Consider the following 17423-nt stretch of genomic DNA (forward strand, 5'->3'; position numbering starts at 1 on the left):
AACCATTGCAGATTCCGGCCATTTCAGATTCTGGCGGTGGCGGTGCCGTCCTCGAGGGTCCAGGTCGTGCGCCAGCGGCGCTTGACCCGGGTGAGGGCGGCCAAGGCCAGCACCGCCAGCAAGGCGAAGATCAGGAAGCCGGCCTGGTAGGTGCCGGTGAACTGCTTGGAGAGGCCAAGGCTCGAGGCGAGGTAGAAGCCGCCCACGCCGCCCGTCATGCCGACCAGCCCGGTCATCACGCCCATCTCGGCCTGGAAGCGCTGCGGCACGAGCTGGAACACCGCGCCATTGCCCATGCCCAGGGCGAGCATGGCGACGACGAGGATGCCGAGGCCGAGCCAGAGTTGGGCGAAGCCGAAACTGGCCAGGATCAGCGCAATGGCTGCTGCGGCATAGAGAACGCTGAGGACACGGATGCCGCCGAAGCGATCGGCGACGGCGCCGCCAATGGGACGGAACAGTGAGCCGGCGAACACGCAGGCCGCCGTGCAATAGCCCGCCGTGACGGCGTCGAGCCCGTATTGGGTGTTGAAATAGAAGCCGAGCGAGGAGGCGAGGCCCGAAAAGCCGCCGAAGGTGACGGCATAATAGAACATGAACCACCAGGCGTCGGGCTGGCGCAGGATCCTGGCATATTCGCCGAGCGACTTGGCGGGCGGCTGGTTCGGGCTGTCCTTGGCGCAGAGGAGATAGACGATAAGGGCGACAGCCAGCGGAATGGCGGCAAGGCCGATGACATTGGTCCAGCCCACCATGGTGGCGAGCAAAGGCGCGAACAAGGCGGCGAACACGGTGCCGGAATTGCCGGCACCCGCGATGCCCAAGGCGACGCCCTGATAATGCGGGGGATACCAGCGCGAGGCGAGCGGCAGCGCCACCGCGAAGGATGCGCCGGCCATGCCCAGGATGAGGCCGAGCAACAGCAACTGGCTGTAGGAGCCGATGCCCACGGCCCAGAAGCCGAGGAGGCCGGCGATCACCACGATCTGCGCCAGGATACCCGTCAGCTTGGGTCGGAGATAATCGACCAGGAAGCCGTTCACCACGCGCAGGAAGGCGCCGGCAAGCACGGGCAGGGCCACCATCAGCCCTTTCTGGGCAGCGTCGAGGTGAAGGTCGCCGGCAATCTGCACGGCGAGGGGGCCGAGGATCACCCAGACCATGAAGCTCATGTCGAAATAGAAGAAGGCGGCGAAAAGGGTGGGCCAATGCCCGGCCTTGAGGAAGTCTCGCGTCTGCATCGTCGTGTTCCGCTTGCTGAAGTCGCCAAAACAAAAAGCCGCCGAACCATCCCCGCCGACAAAGGGCGGCAGGGATGGTTCGGCGGCGTTGCCGTTTTGCGCCCGTCACTGAGCGCCGGGCTTTTCGGCCCAAAATCTTCAAGGAAAGCCGCTTATCGGGCCGTCATTGACCCTGCTGCGGAAAGAGACCTGTCTCTCACTGTGTGCAGTTTAGAAGCAGGCTGCTTTTTTAGGCAAGATCAAATATTGTGCGCCGCAGCATGGTTTTGCCGATATTTTCGGCGCGAGGCAGGAAACGACGGAGTGTCAGCCTCACAGCTCCATCAGGTGATGGAGCGGGGCTGACAATTTGCCTGCCTGTATGTCAGCCGGAGGCTGACACTCTAAATGAGCGCAGATAACCTTCGATGTCGTCGGGATCGAACAGCCTGCCGTCGAAGAAGCCGTCAGGGCCGAGCACCATGGTGCCGTGGCGCGAGGCCACCGGCGTCGCCTGCCGCAAGGCACCCTCGACCTTGGCACTGGCGCGGGGCAGGTCGATGCCGGTGTCGGCAAGGGCGGCGCGATAGAGGTCCGGACGGTAGACATGGCCGACCCGCTGGGCCAAGGCGGTGCTGTAATCCACCTGGCCCCAGCGCACCATCTGCGAATAGAACCAGAGGGCATGGCTCGCCCAGGGGAAGTTGGCAGCGTGGTCGTGGAAGACCAGGAAGTCGGGAATCTCAGCCGCGGCTTCGTGCCGGCGGCGCACCAGCACGCCGCTGAGCGCCTGCCCGATGATCTCGGGTGGCCGGTCCAGATAGTCAGGCGCGGCAAGGATGCGGGCCAACTCGCCGCGATTACCGGCATCACCAGCCCAGCGGGCCGCGCCATGCAACGCGCGCAGCAGTGCGGCAAGCCGATCGGGAGTGCGTTCGGCGAAATCGGCACGCAAGCCGAGCACCTTCTCGGGGCCTTGGCGCCACAAGGTGGATTTGGTCACCGCGATCACGCCGACCCCGGCCTCGACCGCCAGCGAGTTCCAGGGCTCGCCCACGCAGAAGCCGTCGATCTGGCCTTCCTGTATGGCGTCGACCATGAAGGGCGGCGGCAGGACCACCAGCCGGATATCCCTGTCGGGATCGATGCCGGCGGCGGCCAGCCAATAGCGCAGCTCGTAATTATGCCCCGAAAAGGGATGGACGACGGCGAGGGTAAGGGGCGCCTGTCCCGCCGCCGGCCATTTGGCGACGACCTTGGCAAGCGCGGCGCCGATGGTGGCCGGGCCGGCGTCAAGATCTGCACCCTCTTCTTCCATCCGGGCGAAGAGCGTCGGCGCGAGCGTGATGGCGTTGCCGCCGAGGCCCAGCGAGAAGGGGGCGATCATCGGCACCTCGACATGCCCCAGGCCGAGCGTGGAGGCGATTGGCATCGGCCCAAGCATATGGGCGGCGTCGAAATGGCCGAGCATGACGCGATCGCGGATATTGGCCCAGGACGTCTCGCGCGCCAGCTTGAGTTCGAGGCCCTCAGCTGCGGCGAACCCTTTTTCCTTGGCGACGACCAGGGGCGCGGCGTCGACGAGCGGGATGAAGCCGAGCGTCAGATCCGCGATGCCGTCCCTGCCCTTGTTGCTCATCGCCCATGCTCCCGGATTTCTTCGCTGTCCGCGCCGTGACCGCTCATCATCAGCCTATCTGTCCAGAAGCTTGGCGGCGGTGACGAGGCTGCGCGCCACCTCGGCCACACGCCGGCTTTCATTCATCGCGGTCTTGCGCAGCAGGGCATAGGCCTCCTCCTCGCTGATGCCCCGCCGCTTCATGAGAATGCCTTTCGCCTTGTCGATGGTCTTGCGATCCTCCAGGGCCTGGCGCGTACGGTCGAGTTCCTCGCGCAGGCGATGGAAGGCGTTGAAGCGGCTGATGGCCATGTCGAGGATCGGCCGGACGCGTTCCTTGCGCAAGCCATCGACTACATAGGCCGAGACGCCGGCATCGATGGCCGCCTCGGTGGCGGCCTTGTCGGACTGGTCCACGAACATCACCACCGGCCGATGCACGCTGCGGGAGACCTGGAACATCTGCTCCAGGACGTCGCGATTGGGGTTCTCCAGATCGATGAAGATGACGTCGGGATCGGCGTCGACGACCTGCCGCAGCAAATGGCGCATTTCATTAATGATGGTGACGCGATCGTGCCCCGCCTCGCGCAGGCCTTCCTCGATGACCGAAGCCCTCATGGCATTGTCGTCGATCAGCAGGACATGCAGGGGCGCATCGTTCATTCCCGCAATTTCGGGCGAGAGTACTGACGAAGCAAGGCGCGATATTAGGCATCGTGCCGCAAGGGCGTGCGCGGCGCGGCATTGCATTCGCGCATGAAGTTGCGTAAAAACGCATAAACATGCAGATAGGCGCGAGAGCGAGCAATAGGGGAAGGCTATGGCAAATCCAATCAAGGCGGTGGTATTCGATCTCGGCGGCGTGCTGATCGACTGGAACCCTCTCTATCTCTACCGCCGGCTCCTGCCGGATGAAGAGCGCGCCCGCCGCTTCCTGGCCGAGGTCTGCACGCCGGCGTGGAACGGCCAGTTCGACGCCGGCAAGCCCTTCGCCGAAGGGGTGGCCGAGCTCTCAGCTCAGTTTCCCCATCATGGCGAGCTGATCTCGGCCTTCCACACGCGTTGGTCCGAGATGCTTGGGGGCGCCATCGAAGGGACGGTCGCCATCCTGGAGGAATTGCGCCGGCAGGATGTGGCGCTGCATGCGATCTCGAACTGGTCGTCCGAAACCTTTCCGATCGCGGCCGAGCGCTACGCTTTTCTTTCGCATTTCGAGGTGCTGATCGTCTCGGGCGAGAGAAAACTGGCCAAGCCGGATCCGGCGATTTTCGAGCTTTTCCTGCGGGAAGCCGGCTTGCCGGCCAGCGCTTGCGTCTTCATCGACGACAATGCTGAGAATATCGCAACGGCCTCACACCTCGGTTTCAAGGCGATCCGCTTCAGTGACCCCGAAGCCCTGCGCCGGGATCTGGGTACTCTCGGCCTGCTGGGTGTTCAATCGGCCGTGTGAACGCTTTCGCTCCGCTTCGACCTCTCAGCGCCAGCCCGACGTGCGCCCGACGGCTGTGCGGAAGCGCTCGCGCCAGCGCGCGCGGGGGGCGTCCTTGGGCTCGTAGAACTTCCGGTTCGAAGCCGAGACGGCCGGTATTTCCACACCAATGCCGAGGGCCGCGAGCTGGGCTGTGCCAAGGGCCGTGGTTTCGTCGAAATCGGACAAGGCGACGGCTTTGCCGGCGCTGTCGGCCAGGAACTGGCAGAAATAGGGGCTGCGCGACAATCCGCCATCGATGGCGATCACATCGCCGGTCTCTACTTCGGCCTCCATTGCTGCCAGGATATCGCAGGTCAGCAGCGCAATGCCTTCCAACAGGGCCTGGCGCAGATCCTCGAAATCGGAGGCCGGCGTCAGGCCGATGATGAGCGGGGCGGCCGAGCGATCCCAATGCGGACAGGCCAGGCCTGAAAAGGCAGGCACGAAGACGAGCCCGCGTTCGATCGCCGGTGGCCGCCGGAATTCGTGGAAATCGGCAACGCTGCCGGCGATACCTGTTTTGATCGCCCATTCGATACTCGAGCCGACATCATAGACGCCGCCATCGAGGGCGTAGGTCAGGCGATCGCCGATATGCCAGGCCACCGTCGGCAAGAGGCCGCCGGTCAGTGCGGGTGCCTTGGGGATTGTCGAGGTGACGGCCAGGCAGAAGGCACCGGTGCCGAAAGTGATCTTGAGGTCGCCAGCGCGGCGGCAGCGATGGCCGTAGAGCGCGGCCTGCTGGTCGACCAGAGAGGCGGTGATCGGCCCGGTTGGCGTCTGCCCGAAGGCCGCGACGGTCGGCCGGATCGGCGGCAGGCTGTCGAGGGGCACGCCGAACAGCGCGCAGAGTTCCTCGTCCCAGGCCCCCGTTGCCAGATTCATCAAGGAGGTGCGGGAAGCCGTAGTCGCGTCGGTGGCGAACTCACCCGTCAGGCGCTGCAGGAAGAAGGCATCGGTGGTGCCCAGGCGCAGCCGTCCCGCGGCACGCGCCTTGGCGACATCGGGCAGGTTGTCGAGCATCCAGCGGAACTTGGTGGCGGAGAAATAAGAATCGAGCGGCAAGCCGGCCCGCTCCAGCACGGTCGCGGCCTTGCCGGCCGCCCGCAACTTTTCGGCCATGTCTGCCGTACGGCCGTCCTGCCAGACGATCACGGGAGAAAGAGGCTTGCCGGATTCAGCGTCCCAGGCCAGGCAGCTTTCTCCCTGGTTGGAAAGGCCGATTGCTGCTGCCGGGCCGGCGGTCTCCAGGCAGATCCGGATATTGGCCAGCAATTCCTCCGGATCATGCTCGACCCAACCTGGATTGGGATGATGCTGGCCATGCCGGATCGCCTTGACGATGGCGACGGCGCCGTCCTCACCCACCACGAGAGAGCGGGTGGAGGTGGTACCCTGGTCGATCGCAACGATGTTTGCCATCGAGAACTGCTCCTATCGCGGCTTGCGATCCGAGAAAGCCAGCGGGGAATCGCAAGCACGCTTCCGACAATATCTAGAATATAAGTACGGTTTTACCAAAACGGCGTTTGGCATAGCAGCCTCATGGCGAGATGCCTCTGCCATGGCGTAGCTCAAGGGTGAGTTCGGTTGCGGCGGGCGGGATGACGAGGTGCTCGAGCGGCACCAGGACACGCCGTTCGGGCCCCGACGAGATCGAGCGGGACCATAGCACGGTGTCGCCGGCCGTCAGCGCCAAGGTCCCCTTCAATCTCCTGCTGAGACGCAGTTGCAGTGCGGGAAGGGCCCGCGGCAGCGTCGCCCTGTCGATTTCCTTGACGTCGATTTCTTGGGGCATCACCAGCTTGATGCCCGCGCCGGTACGGATGGGAATGGCGGCCTGGCGCGGCGGCAGCCCGCCCTCGAGGTCTCGGGCGATGCTGCCGGCGATGCGCCGTGCCTCCGCCCAGCACCAGCCGGCGGTCTCCACGGGCCGGAGCAGATTGCCGGCGGCGAATATTGTGGGCGCGCGGGTACGGCCAAAGGCATCGACGATCGGGCCGCCGCTGCCCGGGTCGATCGCCAGGCCGCCGAGGCGCGCCAGGGCCGATTCCGGCGTGAAGGCACCGGTGAACAGCACCCCGTCGCAGTCGATGCTGCGGTTTCCCGCTTCCGAGCGCGCAATCACCTCCTGTACCCGGCCCTTGCCGGCGATGGTGCCGATTTCGGTGCGGTAGTGCACGGGAATGCCGAGCAGGCGCGGCAGCAGACAGAAGGGAAAGCGGGCCGTCGGATAGGCGTTCGGCTCGATCACGGCGGCCGGACGGATGCCGCCCGACAGGCAGGTGAGGATGGCCGATATCGCCACCAATTCGGTACCGACGATCACGGGCCGACGGAAGGGCGCGAGCTTCTCCAGATGCACATAGGCCTGCAGGGCCGCCGTGTTGAGAATGCCGAGCGGGCGCTCGCCCGACACCAGCCGCGCGGCACGCGAGGCCTCGCGCGTGCCGGTGGCCAGCAGGATGCGCCTCGGCCTGTAGTCGACGGGGCCGTCGGGTGACACCGCCTTCACAACGCCGTCCTGGACCGAGAGCACGCTGTGCCGGGTGAGGATCTCGACGCCGCGTTCCCTAGCCCGGGCTTCAAGCCGGGCGGCATAGCCTGTGCCCGAGAGAATGCGGTGGAATTCGCGCATGCCGAAGGGCGAGTGGCCGCAATGGCGGGGAATGCCGCCCGCGACCGTGTCGCGCTCGAGCAGCACGACCTTGCCGATGCCGAGTTCCTTCAATGCTGTCGCGGCCGACAGGCCGGCAGGGCCGCCGCCGACGACGAGAACATCCGGAGCCATGATCTTGGCCGCACTCATCGCGCCGCTCCGCTGTCGAGAGGCATGGCGAAACGGCCCTGGGTCAGGCTGGCCAGCCTGGCACTGCAGTTGAAGCCCTGGCAGCGCCCCATGGCGCAACGCGTGCGGCGTTTCAGACCGCCGAAATCGCCGGCGGCCAGCGGGCGGGACAGAGCGGTCTCGATCTCGCGCCTGGTCACCAGTTCGCAGTGACAGATGATTTCCTCATAATCCGGCCGGTCATAGTCGCGCGGCAGGTGCTCGGCCAGATTGGGAACCGGGCCGGGCGGGGATGCCTCGACCGGTGCGGTTCTCCCGCCGGCCTCGACGTGGAGGCGCAGCACATGGCGGGCAATGCCGAGTGAGGCGGACAGGCCGGTCGAGCGAATGCCGCCGACGCTGATCCAGTTGCGTTCGGGATAGGCGTCGATGCGATAGTCCTTGCGCTCGGTGGCTGGCCGCAGCCCGGCATAGCAGGCGGTCACCGGCATGTCGGCCAGAGCCGGCAGGATCTCGACGCCCCGGCGGATCAGGGCTTCGAGCGCGTCGTGATCGACATCGGCCCGGTCCCGGTCCTGCTGTTCTTCCGCGGTTGGACCGACGAGCAGGTTGCCGAAGACCGTGCGCGTGACCACAACCCCCTTGGTGCGCTCATTGGGCACCGGCAGGATGATGGCTGAAGCCAGCTTGTAGGCCGCCTTGTCGAAGACCACGAACTGGCCCTTGCGCGGGCGGATCTCGAAGGCGCAGTGGCCGAGGAGCGCGTGGTCGATCTCATCGCCATGGTTGCCGGCGCAATTGATCACGCTGCGGGCCACGACAGGCCCGGCCGTGGTTTCGAGGTGCCAGACCTGGCCATCGAACTGGCCGCCGGTGACACGGGTGCCGCGCAGGACGGTGGCGCCATGCGCCATGGCCTGCTCGACATAGGCGAGAAAGGGGCTCCAGGGATCGATGAGGGCTTCATCCGGCACGAAGAGGGCTGATCGTGCCGATTCGGACAGGCCCGGCTCCCTGGCGCGCAGCTCCGCGCGGCTGATCAGCGCGACATTGTCGATGCCGTTCTCCAGCGCCTTGACGCGGATACCCTCCAGGCCGGCTTCCTCGGCCTCGTTCCAGGCGACGACGAGGGCGCTGCTGCGCAGCAGCGGCAACCCCATGGCCTCGTGGATCTCGAGATATTCGGCATGGCCGGCGCGGATGCAGGCGAGCTCCAGGCTGCCGGGCGGGGCATCGAAACCCGTATGCAATATGGCGCTGTTGGCCTTGCTGGCGCCGGAGAGGATATCGCCACCGGCCTCGATCAGGGTGACAGCGAGCCCCTCCAGCGCAAAGCGGCGAGCGATCGCGCATCCCACGACCCCTGCGCCGATGATGGCGACATCGCTGACCATTGTGCCGTCTTCCCCCAGGCCGCTCCCGGCGCGAGCCTGTCCCGCTATCTGAGCAAATTCGCGGCTGCTTGGCTACTGGCTGAGGAGGGAGATGAGCTTGGCTTGATCTCGAAGGTGCATCGACCCCTCATCCCCCTGCCGGGACCTGAGGCCTTCCGCAGGAAGTGCCAGATCCCGCAAGGGGAGAAGTGAATTTATTGGGTGCGGGATGCGACACGTCGTGACCCTTCAGTCGCGCTCTAGTTAACCCACTGAAACCCTTCTCCCCTTGTGGGAGAAGGTGGCAGCAGCCGGATGAGGGGTGAACCACTGGTTCCTACATTATTCGATCACCACCAAAAATTCATATTTAATATATAGAAATAGTAGTCTAATGTGCCTAGCTCCCATCAAGCGGCGCTGTGCGTGCCGCAGCGAAGACGAGACCAGGCATGACGCGCTACAGGCTGAGTTTGCTCGACAAGAGTCCCCTTGCTTCCGGTGATGAGGCCCCTGACGCCCTCAAGCGCACCATTGCCCTGGCCCAGGCGGCGGAGCGGCTTGGCTACCACCGTTTCTGGGTTGCCGAACACCACAACGCCCCCGAACTCGCCAGCTCCGCCCCCGAAGTGCTGATCGCCTTCCTGCTGGCCAACACGGCCCGAATCCGCATCGGGTCGGGTGGGGTGATGCTGCAGCATTACAGCGCCTACAAGGTGGCGGAGGTCTTCAATCTCCTCGCTTCGCTGGCGCCGGGACGGGTCGATCTCGGCATCGGCAAGGCGCCGGGCGGGTTGCCGCTGGCGACGCGCGCGTTGCAGGGAGCCCATGACCCCGCCCGCAAGCCGGGCTTTGCCGAGCAGCTCGACGATCTCGGCCGCTTCCTCGACGGGCCGGTTGCGGCCGGCGAGACGCTAGCCGGCCTGAGCGCGACGCCGCGGCCACCCGTGACGCCCGAGCGTTTCCTGCTGGGAGCGAGTGTGGAAAGCGCCGAACTTGCGGCCACCAGGGGCTGGCAGTTCGTGTTCGCCCGCCACCTCAATGGCGACGATGTGCTGCTTGCCGATGCCGTCGCCGCCTATCGCAGCAAGGCTGGGCGACCGCCCCTGGTGGCGGTGGCCGCCATCGTCGCCGACAGTGCCGCCGAGGCAGCGCGCCAGGCCGCCGGATTGCAACTCTTCAAGGTGCATGTTCCAGGTGCCCAGAGCGTCACCGTCGGCAGCGAGGCGCAGGCGAAGGATTATGCCCGCCAGGCCGGTGCCAGCGAATATCGCGTCGAGCGCAAGGCGCCGAGCGTCCTCGCCGGTACGGCGGCCGACGTACTGGCGGCACTCGATCGCCTGCATGAGCGCCACGGCATCGGGGAATTCATCGTCGAACCGGCCGTGAAGGGCGCGGCGAGGCTGGCCCTGGTCGAGCAGCTTGCCCAAGCACTCGGTGTCACGGAATACGGTGTCACCGCCCGCCGGTCCCCGGCCGCGCAGCAGCCGGCGCTACGCCAAGTCATTCCCGCCTGACCGCTTAGCATTTGAGGAGAGAGATTTGAGCAGGAAACGCATTCCCTTCGGTGTGATGCTGCAGGGCCCGGGCGGCCATATGAACGCCTGGAAGCATCCGAGCGTGCCGGCCGATGCCAGCATCAATTTCGAGCATTATGTCCGCTCCGCGCGCCAGGCCGAAAAGGCCGGCATCGCCTTCGTCTTCATCGCCGACGGCCTCTATATCAACGAAGTCTCCATTCCGCATTTCCTCAACCGCTTCGAGCCGATCGCCCTGCTTTCGGCGCTGGCAGCCTCGACCTCCAGCATCGGCCTGGTCGGCACGCTCTCGACCTCCTATTCCGATCCCTTCACCGTGGCCCGGCAGTTCGGCTCGATTGACGTGATCAGCGGCGGCCGTGCCGGCTGGAACGCGGTGACCTCGCCGCTGGAAGGCTCGGCCCGCAACTATAATCGCGACAAACACCCCGAACATGCCCTTCGCTACGAGATTGCCGGCGAGCATATCGAGGTGGTCAAGGGGCTGTGGGATAGCTGGGACGACGATGCCTTCCCGCGCAATCGCGAGACCGGCCAATATGCCGATTTCGCCAAGATGCACCGGCTCGATTTCAAGGGCCGCTTCCATGCCGCCGAAGGGCCGCTCAACCTCAGCCGCTCGCCGCAGGGCCAGCCCGTGCTGTTCCAGGCCGGTGCCTCGGATGACGGTATCAAGCTGGCCGGCCGCCATGCCGACGCGGTGTTCGCCGGTTCCGAATCCTTCGAGGACAATCGCGAGCTGTCGCGCAAGCTCAAGCAGAGCGCGCTGGCTCATGGTCGCTCGGCCGATCATCTCAAGGTGTTTCCGGGCGTCGCCCCGATCGTGGGATCGAGTGAAGAGGAGGCGGAGCGCAAATATCAGGAGATCCGCGCCCTGGTGACGGATCACGAGGCGCTGCTCTATCTCGGGCGTTTCTTCGACCATCACGATTTCACCGCCTATCCGCTCGACGAGCCCTTTCCGGAGCTCGGCGATATCGGCGCCAATAATTTCCGGGCCCATACCGATCGTATCAAGCGCGTTGCACGGGAGAAGAAGCTCACCTTGCGCGAGATCGCGCTCGATGTTGCGACCCCGCGCACCAGCTTCATCGGCACGCCCGAGGCGATCGCCGACGAATTGATCCGTTGGGCGGAGGGAGGCGCCGCCGATGGCTTCGTGCTCGGCTTCCATGTGCTGACAGCCGGCCTCGACGATTTCGAGACGCATGTCCTGCCGATCCTGGAGGCGCGCGGCCATCACCGCCCGGCCCAGTTCGGCACCACGCTCAGGGACCATCTCGGCCTGCCCTACCGTGAAAGCCGCTATGCGGTCGCAGCCGGGCCGGATGCCGGCGAGGAGGCGGCCTGATGACGGCGCAGTTTCCCCCACCCTCGTCCACGGCAGAGGCGATTGCACTCCAGGCCATCGCGACGCTGGGCGAGGAATTCGTCGCCCTGCGTCGAAAGCTGCATACTCAACCGGAGCTCGCCTATAAGGAAGAAAAGACCAGCGCCCTGGTCGCCGGTTACCTCGAATCCTGGGGCTATGAGGTGGCGCGCAATGTCGGCGGCACCGGGGTGGTCGGTACGCTGAAAAGCGGCCGAGGCAGCAGGACCGTCGGCATCCGGGCCGATATGGACGCCCTGCCGATCACCGAGGCCACCGGGCTGCCCTATGCCAGCACGGTGCCGGGGGTGATGCATGCCTGCGGCCATGACGGCCACACCTCGATCCTGCTGGCGGCGGCCAAGCACCTCGCCACGACGCGCGCCTTTTCCGGCACGCTCAGGGTGATCTTCCAGCCCGCCGAAGAGAATGGCGGCGGCGCCCGCTCGATGATCAAGGACGGGCTGTTCGAGCGCTTCCCGGTCGATGCCGTGTTCGGGCTGCACAATTGGCCCGGTGTACCCGCTGGCGAGTTCGGCTTTCTGGCGGGCCCGACCATGGCCTCGGTGGACCTTGCCATCATCCGCGTCATCGGCAAGGGCGGCCATGGCGCCAAGCCGCAGCAGGCGGTCGATCCGGTGGTGGCCAGCGCCTCCCTGGTGCTGGCGCTGCAGACGGTGGTCTCGCGCAATGTCGACCCGCTCGAGGCGGTGGTCGTCACCGTCGGTTCGATCCATGGCGGCATCGCGCCCAACGTCATCCCCGACAGCGTCGAGTTGCAGCTCACCATTCGCACCTTCGATGACACTGTGCGCGAGAACGTGCGCCAACGCATCATCGAACTCGCGCAGAGCCATGCCGCTTCCTTCGGCGCGCGCGCCGAAGTCCATTATCCACGCGGCTATCCCGTGCTGGTCAATCATGCCGGGGAGACGGACTTCGCCCGGCAGGTAGCGGCCCGCCATTTCGGAGAAGAACGCATTCGCCAGGCCTTCCGGCCGATCACCGCGAGCGAGGATTTCGCCTTCATGCTCAAGGAGCGGCCGGGCAGCTACCTCTTCATCGGCAATGGCGATAGCGCTGACCTGCACAACCCCCATTATGATTTCAACGATGCCATTCTCGTGGATGCGGCGCGCTACTGGGTCGCGCTGGTCCAGGATTATCTTTCCGATAATAGTGAGCCGGCAAAATGACAGATATCTTCTTCTATACGACCCCGCTCGACGAACAGGCACGTCCCCTGGTCGAGGCGCTCACCTTCGAATATCAATCGCGCTATGGCAATTATTGGGGCGAACCGGGTTCGGCGGAAATGAGCCGCTATCCCGCCGAGCTCTTCGCACCGCCCCATGGCAATTTCGTGCTGCTGCTGCGTGATGGCGTGGCTATCGCCGGCGGCGCCTTCAAGCGTTATGACGAGCACACGGCGGAATTCAAGCGCGTGTGGACCCATGTCGACCTGCGCCGCCAGGGCCTTGCCCGCAAGGTGTTGGTAGAGCTCGAGTCGCAGGCCGCGCGCCAGGGCTATAGTCGCATCTACCTCACCACCGGCTTTCGCCAGCCGGAAGCCGCGGGCCTCTATCTCTCGACCGGCTATACCGCTCTGTTCGACGTCACCAAGGATCCCGAGACCTACGGCTCTCTGCCCTTCGAGAAGGACATCTCCCATCTCGCCTCCGAAGTCGAGCGGTCGGTCGCAGGTGGTGCGTCGGCAACAGACGACCGGTTGGTCGCGCTCAGCGCTGTCCGAGCCGCGCGCCAAGCGGCGCCGGAACAGGGTCAGGCTGGACGCAAGGCAGGCTGACAGGGTCGCTTGGTCGGCCTTACTTCGCCATTTAATCTACTTTTTCTATGGACTAACTGAATCAAGAACGAAGGAAGCGCGGGATGGCCTCCACCACGGATTTCGACGGCGTACTTGCCGGGCCCCAGGCGAGCAATGCGTCCGACTATTCGCGTTATCGCGTGGTGCCGGCCCGGCATCCCTGGCGCGCGGTCGGCACGGTGGTAGCCGTCCTCATCCTCGGGGTGACCCTCTATTCGATCCTGGCCAATCCGAAATGGGGCTGGGACGTCTTCGCGCAATATTTCGTCTCCGAGCCGGTGCTGGTCGGGCTCGCCCGCACGGTGCTGCTCACCGTGCTGGCCTCCATCTTCGGCTTCCTGCTCGGCGGCACGCTCGCCTTTGCGCGGGTCTCCAAATCGCCGCTGCTTGCCGGGATATCCTGGGGCTATATCTGGCTGCTGCGCTCGGTCCCGCTGATCGTATTGCTGCTGATCCTCAACAATCTCGGCTATCTCTACACCACGCTGGATATCGGCATTCCCTTCACCGGCATCCTGTTCGCTCAGTATAATCTGGTGGAGGTTCTCAGCCCCTTCTCGGTCGCGCTGATCGGCCTCAGCCTCAACCAGGCGGCCTTCTCGGCCGAGATCATCCGGGGCGGCATCCTGTCGGTCGACCAGGGCCAGCACGAGGCCGCGGCTGCGCTCGGCCTGTCGCGAAGCCGGCATGCCCTCGGCATCGTGTTGCCCCAGGCCATGCGTGCCATCCTGCCGAGTGGCTTCAACGAGATCATCGGCTTGGCCAAGTCGACCTCCATGGTCTACGTCCTGGCGCTGCCGGAATTGTTCTACACCGTGCAGGTCATCTACCGGCGCAATCTCGAGGTCATTCCGCTCCTGATGGTGGCGACGGTCTGGTACCTCATCATCATGAGCGTGCTCTCGCTCATTCAGCTGAGGATCGAGCGCCATTATGCCAGGGGCGCTTTGCGCACTGCCCCCGCGTCCTTGCTGGAACGTATCACAGGACGCGATAATAGCCGCCAAATCAAATCAGCTCCGATAGCGCAGCCGTCGGCGCCCGCCGTTCGCAAGCCTCTGGTTTCGGCACTGCTCCCGACCCGGCAGGAAGGCTTGATCGAGATTCATGGCCTGTCCAAGCGCTACGGCAGCCATACCGTATTGGACAATGTCAGTCTCACCGTCCGGCCCGGCGAGGTCACCGCGATCCTGGGCCCCTCCGGCGCCGGCAAGTCCACCTTGCTGCGCGCCATCAATCATCTCGAACGTGCGAGCGAAGGCTTCATCGCCATCGATAGTGAGCTGATCGGCTATGAGCGCCGCGGCAATGTGCTCTACGAACTGAAGGAAGGCGCGATCCGTCGCCGCCGTGCCTCGATCGGCATGGTGTTCCAGAACTTCAACCTGTTCCCGCATCTTACCGTGCTCGAAAACATCATCGAGGCGCCGGTCTCGGTGCAGAAGGTGCCGCGCGCCGTGGCCCTCGAACAGGCCCGCGATCTCCTCAGCCGCATCGGCCTCGCCGACAAGGCGGATGCCTATCCCCGCCAGCTTTCCGGCGGCCAGCAGCAGCGCGTTGCCATTGCCAGGGCCCTGGCGCTCAAGCCCAAGGTCATCCTGTTCGACGAGCCGACATCCGCCCTCGATCCCGAACTGGTCGGCGAAGTGCTTGAAGTGATCAAGGAACTCGCCACCTCCGGCACCACCATGGTGATTGTGACCCATGAAGTCGGCTTCGCCCGGGAAGTGGCCGATACCGTGGTGTTCATGGAGAACGGCCGCGTCCTCGAATCTGGCCCGCCCGCCTTGCTTTTCAATGCGCCCGCCCATTCCCGCCTGGGCGAATTCCTCGCCAAGGTTCTGTGAACGCCCAAGCTTTTTCGACGTCCATGTCGGCGCGCTGGGAGCCGCCGGCGCGACCCTTCCTCTCAAGCCCGATCAGGAGACTCCATGACGACCCGTTCCGCCTCTATCGCCGCCGGCGCCCTTGCGGCCGCCCTGGCCCTCGGCCTCAGCTTTGCCGCTTTCGCCGGCGAATTCGATCTCAGCCCGGAGCAACCCGGCCGCCTGCGTGCCGACAAGAACGAGGAGGCGATCAAGGCGATCGCCAAGGATGCCAAATTCGTGCGGGATGGCAAATTCACCGTGGCGGTCAATCCCGGCCTGCCGCCGATCGTGACCTATGCCACCGATTCCAAGACGCCCGTCGGCTTCGACCCGGATCTTGCGCAATTGGTGGCCGACAGCCTCGGCAAGGAATTGGTGCTGGAGACGGTGACTTGGGCGGATTGGCCGCTCGGCCTCTCCTCGGGTAAATATGATGCCGTGATCACCAACGTCACGGTGACCGAGGAGCGCAAGGAGAAGTTCGATTTCTCCACCTATCGGCGTGACATTCTCGGCCTCTATGTCAAGTCGGACAGCCCGATCACCTCGGTGAAGGAGCCCAAGGACATTGCCGGCCTGAAGGTGATCACCGATGCCGGTACCAACCAGGAGAAGATCCTGCTGGCTTGGGACAAGCAGAATCAGGCCGCCGGCCTCAAACCGATCGAGGTGCAGTATTACGACGACGATGCGGTGAAGACGCTGGCGCTGCAATCCGGCCGCGCCGACATCACCTTCAGCGTGAACGCCACCCAGGCCTTCCAGTCGGCGCAGACGGGCAAGACCAAGCTGGTCGGCACCATTTCGGGCGGCTGGCCGATCACAGCCGATATCGCCGTCACCACCCGCAAGGGCGGCGGTCTCGCCGATGCCGTGACGATCGCTGTCAACGGCCTGATCAAGGACGGCAAATATGCCAGGACGCTCGCCCGCTGGAACCTGAGCGCCGAGGCGATCGAGAAGGCCGAGACCAACCCCCAGGGCCTGCCGAAGAGCTGAGGGCGGTCATGACCATTGCCACCATGTGTAGACGCCAACCTTAGGCTTGTTGCGCGACAATCCCTCCCCGACTTCGGGGAGGGTGGCCCGAAGGGTCGGGTGGGGGAGAGTGGTGCCAAGCCGCCCAAGTCTGACGGGTGCGCACCACTCTCCTCCTTCCGTCGCTGCTGCGCAGCGACACCTTCCCCGAAGTCGGGGAAGGATCGGCGCGCCTCTTTCCGAAAGGATGCCCATGCCTTCTCCCCTCGTCAGCCATGTCGGCTTCCTCTCGCCGGGGAGCTATCCGGACGATGATCCGGCGGGCGGCCTGGAGCGCACGCTGCAGCTGTTCGAGCTCGGCGAAAGCCTCGGCTATGACAGCGCCTGGGTGCGCCAGCGCCATCTCGAACCGGGCGTCTCCGCTGCGGCGGTCTTCCTGGCGGCGGCGAGCCAGCGCACCCGCCACATCCAGCTCGGCACCGCGGTGATCCCGATCGGCTATGAGAGCCCCTATCGCCTGGCCGAGGATCTTGCCACCGTCGACGTGCTCTCGCGCGGGCGGCTCAATGTCGGCCTCAGCGCCGGCACGCCGCCGCATGCCGAATTGCTGGCGCCGCTGGTTTTCGACGGCGACTGGCGCAGCCATGACTTCTCCCATGCGAGGGTGCAACGGCTGGCCGATAATCTCCGCGGCAGCTATCTCGGGGCGCCCGACAGCCTGATCGACATTCCCGGTGGTCGCATCCGGCCCCGCCTGCAGCCCTATGCCAAGGGACTGGTCGAACGCCTCTGGTACGGCGGCGGCTCGCTGCGTTCGGCCGAATGGGCCGGCCGCAGCGGTTTCAACCTGCTGATGGGCAACGTCACCACGGGCGAGGGCACCGACGATTTCTTCGAGGCGCAGGTGCGCCAGCTCGAAACCTATCGCGCGGCTTCGGCCCGGCCCCGCGTCGCCCTCGGCCGTGTCATCGTGCCCTATGACAGTGCCGATCGGGTGACGCGGCAGCGCTATGCCGACTATGCCGCGAGCCGGCATGCCCGCACGCTCGCGCCCAATGGTCCCCGGCGCACGCTCTATGCTGCCGATCTCGTGGGTTCCTCCGATCAGATCCTGGAGCGCCTCATCGCCGATCCGGTGCTCGCTGGGGTCGGTGAATTCAGGCTGGAGCTTCCCTATGCCTTCGGGCAGCACGACTACGAGCAGATCCTCACCGATTTCATCCAGCGCATTGCGCCCGAACTTGGCTGGGGCGCTGGGAGCGCGGACTTCCAGTCCGCTTCTTTTTCAGCCCGTGCGCGGCATTTCTGAAAGGACGATGCGGATATCGCGACAGGCGAACCTGTCGCTGAGAAGTCCGCGCTCCGAAGC

14 protein-coding genes are annotated in these 17423 nt (G+C 65.3%); 8 read left to right on the forward strand and 6 right to left on the reverse strand.

Features of this window, described 5'->3' with window-relative positions; translation table 11 throughout:
* Positions 1-23: 23 nt before the first annotated feature.
* The 3 genes from ACN6KF_RS22255 to ACN6KF_RS22265 all read right to left on the reverse strand — a co-directional run bounded on the left by ACN6KF_RS22255 (position 24) and on the right by ACN6KF_RS22265 (position 3504).
* Positions 24-1241 carry a nitrate/nitrite transporter gene (locus ACN6KF_RS22255; protein ID WP_434958947.1) on the reverse strand — a complete coding sequence of 406 codons (1218 nt, stop codon included), beginning with the start codon at positions 1239-1241 and terminating at the stop codon, positions 24-26.
* A gap of 364 nt (positions 1242-1605) precedes the next feature.
* Positions 1606-2859 (reverse strand): CmpA/NrtA family ABC transporter substrate-binding protein, encoded by a 1254-nt coding sequence (locus ACN6KF_RS22260; protein WP_434958948.1) that lies wholly within the window; start codon positions 2857-2859, stop codon positions 1606-1608.
* Between the two features lie 54 nt (positions 2860-2913).
* A complete protein-coding gene (locus ACN6KF_RS22265; protein WP_434958949.1) occupies positions 2914-3504 on the reverse strand; it encodes an ANTAR domain-containing response regulator in 591 nt (196 codons plus the stop codon).
* Between the two features lie 157 nt (positions 3505-3661).
* On the opposite strand from ACN6KF_RS22265, the gene ACN6KF_RS22270 reads away from it, so the two are divergent.
* Positions 3662-4291, forward strand: a complete 630-nt coding sequence (locus ACN6KF_RS22270) for an HAD family hydrolase (protein ID WP_434958950.1) — start codon at positions 3662-3664, stop codon at positions 4289-4291.
* Between the two features lie 24 nt (positions 4292-4315).
* On the opposite strand, the gene ACN6KF_RS22275 is transcribed toward ACN6KF_RS22270, so the two are convergent.
* The 3 genes from ACN6KF_RS22275 to ACN6KF_RS22285 all read right to left on the reverse strand — a co-directional run bounded on the left by ACN6KF_RS22275 (position 4316) and on the right by ACN6KF_RS22285 (position 8494).
* Positions 4316-5734, reverse strand: coding sequence for an FGGY family carbohydrate kinase (locus ACN6KF_RS22275; RefSeq protein WP_434958951.1), 1419 nt, complete (start codon positions 5732-5734; stop codon positions 4316-4318).
* 121 nt (positions 5735-5855) lie between these two features.
* Complete coding sequence (locus tag ACN6KF_RS22280) at positions 5856-7121, reverse strand: NAD(P)/FAD-dependent oxidoreductase (RefSeq protein WP_434958952.1); 1266 nt, start codon at positions 7119-7121, stop codon at positions 5856-5858.
* Positions 7118-8494 (reverse strand): NAD(P)/FAD-dependent oxidoreductase, encoded by a 1377-nt coding sequence (locus ACN6KF_RS22285; RefSeq protein WP_434958953.1) that lies wholly within the window; start codon positions 8492-8494, stop codon positions 7118-7120. The genes ACN6KF_RS22280 and ACN6KF_RS22285 overlap by 4 nt, the downstream gene beginning before the upstream one ends.
* Before the next feature lie 431 nt (positions 8495-8925).
* Here ACN6KF_RS22285 and ACN6KF_RS22290 point away from each other — a divergent pair, with 431 nt between their 5' ends.
* The 7 genes from ACN6KF_RS22290 to ACN6KF_RS22320 all read left to right on the forward strand — a co-directional run bounded on the left by ACN6KF_RS22290 (position 8926) and on the right by ACN6KF_RS22320 (position 17363).
* Positions 8926-9990, forward strand: a complete 1065-nt coding sequence (locus ACN6KF_RS22290; RefSeq protein WP_434958954.1) for an MsnO8 family LLM class oxidoreductase — start codon at positions 8926-8928, stop codon at positions 9988-9990.
* A 55-nt stretch (positions 9991-10045) separates the two neighbouring features.
* The gene (locus ACN6KF_RS22295; protein WP_434959740.1) at positions 10046-11362 is read left to right on the forward strand and encodes an LLM class flavin-dependent oxidoreductase; all 1317 of its coding nucleotides are present in this window, start codon (positions 10046-10048) and stop codon (positions 11360-11362) included.
* Positions 11362-12576 carry a M20 aminoacylase family protein gene (locus ACN6KF_RS22300; protein WP_434958955.1) on the forward strand — a complete coding sequence of 405 codons (1215 nt, stop codon included), beginning with the start codon at positions 11362-11364 and terminating at the stop codon, positions 12574-12576. The genes ACN6KF_RS22295 and ACN6KF_RS22300 overlap by 1 nt, the downstream gene beginning before the upstream one ends.
* Positions 12573-13187, forward strand: coding sequence for a GNAT family N-acetyltransferase (locus ACN6KF_RS22305; protein ID WP_434958956.1), 615 nt, complete (start codon positions 12573-12575; stop codon positions 13185-13187). Before ACN6KF_RS22300 ends, ACN6KF_RS22305 begins: the two co-directional genes overlap by 4 nt.
* 83 nt (positions 13188-13270) lie before the next feature.
* A complete protein-coding gene (locus ACN6KF_RS22310) occupies positions 13271-15055 on the forward strand; it encodes an amino acid ABC transporter permease/ATP-binding protein (RefSeq protein ID WP_434958957.1) in 1785 nt (594 codons plus the stop codon).
* 84 nt (positions 15056-15139) lie between these two features.
* Positions 15140-16075: an ABC transporter substrate-binding protein gene (locus ACN6KF_RS22315; protein WP_434958958.1), complete on the forward strand. Its 936-nt coding sequence runs from the start codon at positions 15140-15142 to the stop codon at positions 16073-16075.
* 226 nt (positions 16076-16301) lie between these two features.
* A complete protein-coding gene (locus tag ACN6KF_RS22320; protein ID WP_434958959.1) occupies positions 16302-17363 on the forward strand; it encodes an LLM class flavin-dependent oxidoreductase in 1062 nt (353 codons plus the stop codon).
* Positions 17364-17423 lie beyond the last annotated feature (60 nt).

It is taken from the genome of Labrys methylaminiphilus subsp. lupini (assembly GCF_051161885.1).
Lineage (GTDB): Bacteria > Pseudomonadota > Alphaproteobacteria > Rhizobiales > Labraceae > Labrys.

What these genes read in the sequence shown, in the direction of transcription:
- ACN6KF_RS22265 (WP_434958949.1), bottom strand. Translation starts at nt 3,504, where the DNA reads ATGAACGATGCGCCCCTGCATGTCCTGCTGATCGACGACAATGCCATG.
- ACN6KF_RS22320 (WP_434958959.1), top strand. Translation starts at nt 16,302, where the DNA reads ATGCCCATGCCTTCTCCCCTCGTCAGCCATGTCGGCTTCCTCTCGCCG.
- ACN6KF_RS22270 (WP_434958950.1), top strand. Translation starts at nt 3,662, where the DNA reads ATGGCAAATCCAATCAAGGCGGTGGTATTCGATCTCGGCGGCGTGCTG.
- ACN6KF_RS22275 (WP_434958951.1), bottom strand. Translation starts at nt 5,734, where the DNA reads ATGGCAAACATCGTTGCGATCGACCAGGGTACCACCTCCACCCGCTCT.
- ACN6KF_RS22260 (WP_434958948.1), bottom strand. Translation starts at nt 2,859, where the DNA reads ATGAGCAACAAGGGCAGGGACGGCATCGCGGATCTGACGCTCGGCTTC.
- ACN6KF_RS22295 (WP_434959740.1), top strand. Translation starts at nt 10,046, where the DNA reads ATGCTGCAGGGCCCGGGCGGCCATATGAACGCCTGGAAGCATCCGAGC.
- ACN6KF_RS22285 (WP_434958953.1), bottom strand. Translation starts at nt 8,494, where the DNA reads ATGGTCAGCGATGTCGCCATCATCGGCGCAGGGGTCGTGGGATGCGCG.
- ACN6KF_RS22305 (WP_434958956.1), top strand. Translation starts at nt 12,573, where the DNA reads ATGACAGATATCTTCTTCTATACGACCCCGCTCGACGAACAGGCACGT.
- ACN6KF_RS22255 (WP_434958947.1), bottom strand. Translation starts at nt 1,241, where the DNA reads ATGCAGACGCGAGACTTCCTCAAGGCCGGGCATTGGCCCACCCTTTTC.
- ACN6KF_RS22280 (WP_434958952.1), bottom strand. Translation starts at nt 7,121, where the DNA reads ATGAGTGCGGCCAAGATCATGGCTCCGGATGTTCTCGTCGTCGGCGGC.
- ACN6KF_RS22300 (WP_434958955.1), top strand. Translation starts at nt 11,362, where the DNA reads ATGACGGCGCAGTTTCCCCCACCCTCGTCCACGGCAGAGGCGATTGCA.
- ACN6KF_RS22315 (WP_434958958.1), top strand. Translation starts at nt 15,140, where the DNA reads ATGACGACCCGTTCCGCCTCTATCGCCGCCGGCGCCCTTGCGGCCGCC.
- ACN6KF_RS22310 (WP_434958957.1), top strand. Translation starts at nt 13,271, where the DNA reads ATGGCCTCCACCACGGATTTCGACGGCGTACTTGCCGGGCCCCAGGCG.
- ACN6KF_RS22290 (WP_434958954.1), top strand. Translation starts at nt 8,926, where the DNA reads ATGACGCGCTACAGGCTGAGTTTGCTCGACAAGAGTCCCCTTGCTTCC.